Annotated in this window: 3 protein-coding genes; all 3 read right to left on the bottom strand. The window is 71.3% G+C overall.

All coding sequences use genetic code 11. The features are described from left to right. Positions 1-120: 120 nt before the first annotated feature. The 3 genes from FLL47_RS42475 to FLL47_RS42465 all read right to left on the bottom strand — a co-directional run bounded on the left by FLL47_RS42475 (position 121) and on the right by FLL47_RS42465 (position 2,793). Positions 121-936 (bottom strand): ExeA family protein, encoded by an 816-nt coding sequence (locus tag FLL47_RS42475; protein ID WP_222106448.1) that lies wholly within the window; start codon positions 934-936, stop codon positions 121-123. Then, positions 933-2,294 carry a DDE-type integrase/transposase/recombinase gene (locus FLL47_RS42470; protein ID WP_144128364.1) on the bottom strand — a complete coding sequence of 454 codons (1,362 nt, stop codon included), beginning with the start codon at positions 2,292-2,294 and terminating at the stop codon, positions 933-935. Before FLL47_RS42470 ends, FLL47_RS42475 begins: the two co-directional genes overlap by 4 nt. Positions 2,295-2,361: 67 nt before the next feature. Next, positions 2,362-2,793: a hypothetical protein gene (locus tag FLL47_RS42465; protein ID WP_222106447.1), complete on the bottom strand. Its 432-nt coding sequence runs from the start codon at positions 2,791-2,793 to the stop codon at positions 2,362-2,364. Between the last annotated feature and the right edge of the window lie 382 nt (positions 2,794-3,175).

Here is a 3,175-nt window from a genome sequence, read left to right as displayed (position 1 = left end):
TGTTGCGCGGCGTTCGCGGTGAGCATGTAGGCGTCGTTGCTGGTGAGCTTGTAGCGGCATGGTGAAGCCCTGTCCGCCGGAGGCGGGCAGGGCTTGGTGTTCATGGTGTCGTGGTGGTGTTCACTCTGTCGTGACTTCGGCGACGGCGGCGCGGGCTGCGGATTCGTCGACGATGCTCTTGTCGGCGGCGAATGCTGCGACGAGGGCTTGGATGGCGAGGTTGTTGACGGCTCGGGGCAGGCCGCGGCTGGTCTGGTGGATAAGTGCGACGGCGTCGTCGGAGAACAGGGTGTCGGAGCGGCCCGCCAGGGCCAGGTGGTGTTTGACGTAGCCGGCGGTGTCCGCGGCGGCCATGGGGTTGAGGGTGTAGCGCAGCGCGATGCGCTGGTCGAGGGCGGCCAGGACGCCGAGTTTGATGCGGCGGCGCAGGGTGGGCTGGCCGACGAGTAGGCATGCGAACGGGGACCGGGAGTCCATGTCCTGGTTGGTGAGCATGCGGATGCCCTCGAGTTGAGGGTGGTCGAGTAGGTGGGCTTCGTCGATGACAAGGACGGGGGTCCGGCCGCGTTCTGCTTGTTCGGTGGCGAGGGCGTCGGCGGTCTGCGGGATGAGGGTGGCCATGTGGGGTCGGGGGACGCCGCCGAGGGTGGTGACGATGGCGTGGTGGATGCCGCGGGCGCCGATGGTGGGGTTGCCGAGGTAGATGATGGTGTGGCGGGTGGGGTCCAGGCCGGTGAGCGCGGCGCGGACCGCGACGGTCTTGCCGGCGCCGACTTCGCCGGTGATGACGCCCAGGGCGCGTTCGGTGACGCACCAGGTGATCCGGGCGATGGCTTCGGCGTGGGCGGTGTGGCGGTGCAGCGCGCCGGGGGCAAGGCCGCGGCCGAAGGGCATCTTCGACAGGCCGTAGTGGGCTTGCAGCCGTTCGATGGTCACGGGTTCTCCTGGTCGCGCAGGGCGGCGTAGTTGACGCGTTCGGCCAGGACCCGGTCGTGGACGGCGTCGATGAGGTGCAGGTAGTTGATGCCGGTCGGGACCGGCGGATCGGTGTCGAGTTGTTCGGGCCGGGCTTTGGGGTGGGCGTGGCGGCCGATGCGGAACGCGACGGCCAGGCCGTGGCTGCGGCCGTGGTGGCGGACCTCGATGTCGGTGAGGTCGAACGGGTCGAAGACGAGTTCGACCTTGCGGCCGGTCAGGACCGGGTCGACCTGGTAGGTGTTGTTGTGCAGCGACACCGTGGCGGTCTTGGTGACGGTGCGCTGCGCCGACCACAGGAACGCCTCCCGCAGCTGCGCCGGGGTCGGGGTGGGCAGCGGATGCGCGATGCCGTCGCGCCAGCGGGCCAGCGGTGCCATCCCCGTGCCCGAGTGCGTGGCGGGGTGGTAGACCGTCTCGACCCACGCGGTGAACAGCCGGTTGAGCGTGGCCAGGTCGCCGATCTGCGCGTCGTTGTCGTCGCCGGCGGGTAGTTCGACGAGGAACTGCTCTCTGACGGTCCGGAAGAACCTCTCGATCTTGCCTCTGCCCTGTGGCCGGCCCGGCGCGGAGTGCACGAGCTTGATCCCCAGGCTGGCGCAGGCGCGTAGCAGCCACGAGTCCACGAACGCCGACCCGTTGTCCACGTAGATCGACCCCGGGACGCCGCGGGCGGCCAGCGCCGGACGCAGTGCCGCGGCCAGGCGGATCGTGTCCTCGGCGAACCCGAACCGGTGTCCCATCACCGCCCGGGAGTGGTCGTCGACGAACGCGAACAGATACGTCTTGCGGCCGGCCACGCGCGGGCCGTGCAGTGCGTCGCCGGTCCACAACTCGTTGGGCCGTGACGCCTCGAACCGGCCGAACACCGCCGGCGCCTCCTGCGGTGGGGAGGCCAGGCCGAGGCGGTCGAAGTGCCGCTGCAGCGTGCGCTCCGACGGCGCCCACCCTGCCGCCGCGACCATGATCCGCCGGACCTGGGTGGCGGTGCGGGCCGGGTTCTCCCGCTTCAACCCGGCGGCCATGTCCAGGACTTCGGCCGGGGTGCGGGCGGTGACCTGCGCCGGCCGCGGGACCAGCGCGGCGAACCCGCCCTGGCGGAACCAGCGCGCCCACCGGTCGATCGTGTTGCGGGCCACCACGATCTTGTCCCCGAACGGGCCGTCGTGCTCGGTCGCGGCGATCTGGCGCACCAGCACGCCGCGCTGACGGGTCGACAGGCCCGGGTCGATCACCTCCTGGATCAGCGTGTATCTGAACAACGCGACCTTGCGGGCCCGTTCGGCCCGCACCCGCGCATCGTGTTCGTGGACGTTCAACCCCCTGCACCTCCCGTTTCGTCTGCCGCCGAGGTGCGGCATCAGTCGAAACGGGCCACCAGCGCCCTCATCGCGGCACCGGCCAGGGCGCACTGGTGTTGATCGGCAGGACCAGCAGATCCGGTGACAGCAACCGGCCGCCGGTGACCGACACGGCCACCCGCCAGGGCGACACCGTGAGCACGGACAATCCCCACCGGCGGGCCACCGTGGCGGCGGCGGCCACGATCGCCGCGACCGCGTCGGCGAACCCCGACCCGGCCGCCGCAGGCGGCACCGGATCGGCATCAACGTCGACCAGCACCTGCGTGAACAGCCGCCGCAGCAGCTGCGCCCGCCCGGCGAACCGGGCCAGCCAGCCCCGCACCGTCGACCGAGCCCGGCCCAGCAGCCCTGCCACCCGCCGGCTGCCCGCCCCTGCCGCCTTCGCGACCAGCCCGGCGCCGATCACCTCGACCGCATCCGCGCGCCGGACCAGCACGTTCACCCCCAGGAGCACATGCGACCGGCCGCACCTCGCGCACCTGGCCCGCCGCGGCCGCACCCGCACCCGCCCAGACGGCGTACGCAGCCAACGTGGCCGGGCGAAACCCCACGGCCGCAGAACCCCCGAACAAGGACACACCATCTGCCCCGCGAGCAGCCGCTTCTCGACGGCCGCCGCATCCACCTCTACCGTGAGCATCGGTGCCTCCAAGCACCACTCACGGCCCTCCCGGGCAGCTCCGCCAAGAACAGACCGGGAGGGCCGGTCCAGTTCCTACGTGCTCACGTTGGCGTCGCACACGAAGAAGAGCAACCCTCCGGGCTGCTCTCAAGATCCCGCTCACCAGCAACGACGCAGGCCTACGCCACATGCTCACAGCGAATGACGCTCAACA

Source organism: Catellatospora sichuanensis (assembly GCF_007483665.1).
Lineage (GTDB): Bacteria > Actinomycetota > Actinomycetes > Mycobacteriales > Micromonosporaceae > Catellatospora > Catellatospora sichuanensis.
This window is presented reverse-complemented; position numbering and strand designations above follow the sequence as displayed.